The sequence below is a fragment of the Rhizobium sp. GR12 genome, from assembly GCF_036596185.1.
Taxonomy (GTDB): Bacteria; Pseudomonadota; Alphaproteobacteria; order Rhizobiales; family Rhizobiaceae; genus Agrobacterium; species Agrobacterium nepotum.
Genome location: NZ_JASXTH010000037.1, coordinates 1 through 2,372 on the forward strand (window position 1 = coordinate 1; position 2,372 = coordinate 2,372).

General features: G+C 60.1%; 3 protein-coding genes. All 3 read left to right on the forward strand.

Translation table 11 applies throughout. From position 1 onward, the window contains the following. Positions 1–3: 3 nt before the first annotated feature. Positions 4–852: a carbohydrate ABC transporter permease gene (locus tag QSK43_RS26965; RefSeq protein WP_332306018.1), complete on the forward strand. Its 849-nt coding sequence runs from the start codon at positions 4–6 to the stop codon at positions 850–852. 12 nt (positions 853–864) lie between these two features. Further along, positions 865–1,689: a carbohydrate ABC transporter permease gene (locus tag QSK43_RS26970; RefSeq protein ID WP_332306016.1), complete on the forward strand. Its 825-nt coding sequence runs from the start codon at positions 865–867 to the stop codon at positions 1,687–1,689. A gap of 12 nt (positions 1,690–1,701) precedes the next feature. After that, a partial coding sequence (locus tag QSK43_RS26975; protein ID WP_332306017.1) for an ABC transporter ATP-binding protein occupies positions 1,702–2,372 on the forward strand: 671 nt, incomplete at its 3' end.

The following is a 2,372-nucleotide window of genomic DNA, read 5'->3' on the forward strand; positions in this document are numbered from 1 at the left end:
GGGTTGGCGCGGGTAATGCTTGCGCCTTCGGTGCTGCTTTTGCTGGTGTGGATGATCGTACCTCTGGCGATGACGCTTTGGTTTTCGTTCCAGAACTACAATCTTCTCAACCCCGCCAATGTCAGCTTTGCGGGTCTGTTCAATTACCAGTATTTCTATACCGATCCGGCCTTCTTCCAGTCGATCTTCAACACGCTGGCCATCGTCGGCGGCGTGCTGTTGATCACGGTGATCGGCGGTATTGCCATTGCGCTTCTGCTCGACCAGGACATCTTCGGCCAGGGCATCGTGCGCATCATGATCATCTCGCCCTTCTTCGTCATGCCGCCGGTGGCAGCGCTGGTGTGGAAGAACATGATCATGCATCCCGGTTACGGTGTGCTGGCCGATCTGTCCCGCTTCTTCGGCCTGCAGCCTGTCGACTGGTTCGCGCAGTTTCCGCTACTCTCCATCATCATCATCGTCGCCTGGCAATGGCTGCCCTTTGCAACGCTCATCCTGCTCACCGCCCTGCAGTCGCTTGACGGCGAGCAGAGGGAGGCGGCCGAGATGGATGGCGCCAACTTCATCAACCGCTTCGTCTATCTGACGCTGCCGCACCTGTCGCGCGCCATCACCGTCGTCATTCTGATCCAGACGATCTTCCTGCTCGGCGTCTATGCGGAAATCCTCGTCACCACCAATGGCGGCCCGGGTTATGCCTCGACCAACCTTGCCTTCCTGATCTATCGCACCGCACTTCTGGGTTACGACGTCGGCGGCGCATCGGCCGGTGGCATCATCGCCGTCGTGCTCGCCAATATCGTCGCCATCTTCCTGATGCGCGCCGTCGGCAAGAACCTCGACCGTTAAGGAGACATAGCCATGGCCCGCAGGACAACGACACGCGCAAAGATCGGCTTTTCCATCGCGGCATGGGCGGTGGCGCTGCTGCTGTTCTTCCCGATCCTCTATGCCTTCCTCACCTCGATCAAGACCGAGCCGGAGGCGATCTCAGGCTTCAGCCTCATTCCGTCTGGCACACTGGAAAACTACATCACCGTGCAGACCCAGCGCGATTACTTCAAGCCGTTCATGAATTCGGTCGTGCTGTCGCTCGGCTCGACGATCATCGCGCTCATCATCGCCATTCCCGCCGCCTGGGCCATGGCGTTCTCGCCGACGAAACGCACCAAGGACATTCTGATGTGGATGCTTTCCACCAAGATGATGCCGGCGGTTGCCGTGCTGGTGCCGATCTACCTGCTTTTCCGCAATGCCGGCCTGCTCGATACCCGCATCGGGCTGACCATCATGCTCACCTTCATCAACCTGCCGATCGTGGTGTGGATGCTTTACACCTACTTCCGCGAAATCCCCGGCGAGATCCTCGAAGCCGCGCGCATGGACGGTGCCTCGCTCTGGAACGAGATCGTGCATGTGCTCACCCCGATGGCGGTTCCGGGCATTGCCTCGACGCTGCTTCTGAACGTCATCCTCGCCTGGAACGAATCCTTCTGGACCATCCGGCTGACGACCACCAATGCAGCACCGCTGACGGCCTTCATCGCCTCGTTCTCCTCACCGCAGGGGCTGTTCTGGGCCAAGCTTTCGGCCGCCTCGATGATGGCGATCGCCCCCATTCTGGTCATCGGCTGGTTCTCGCAGAAACAACTCGTGCGTGGCCTCACCTTTGGCGCCGTGAAATAAGGAACGACAATCATGGGCAGCATTTCCCTTCAGAACGTGTCCAAGCTCTTCGGCGAGGCCAAAGTCATCCCGTCGATCGATCTCGATATCCATGACGGCGAGTTCGTCGTCTTCGTCGGCCCGTCCGGCTGCGGCAAGTCGACCCTTTTGCGCCTGATTGCCGGGCTGGAAGACGTCTCCGGTGGAAAGATCGTCATCGACGGCAACGACGCCACCGAAAAGGCGCCGGCCGAGCGTGGCCTTGCCATGGTGTTCCAGTCCTATGCGCTTTATCCGCATATGAGTGTCCGCAACAACATCGCCTTCCCGCTGAAGATGGCAAAGCTGGACAAGGCGGTGATCGACAGGAAGGTTGAGGATGCCGCCCGCATCCTCAACCTCACGGATTATCTCGAGCGCCGGCCCTCGCAGCTGTCGGGCGGCCAGCGCCAGCGCGTCGCCATCGGCCGCGCCATCGTGCGCGAACCGAAAGCGTTTCTGTTCGACGAACCGCTTTCCAACCTCGATGCGGCGCTGCGCGGCACCATGCGGCTGGAAATCTCCCAGCTGCACAACACGCTGAAGACGACGATGATCTACGTTACCCACGACCAGGTGGAGGCCATGACCATGGCCGACAAGATCGTGGTGCTCAACCGCGGCAATATCGAGCAGGTCGGCTCGCCGATGGAGCTTTACCGCTC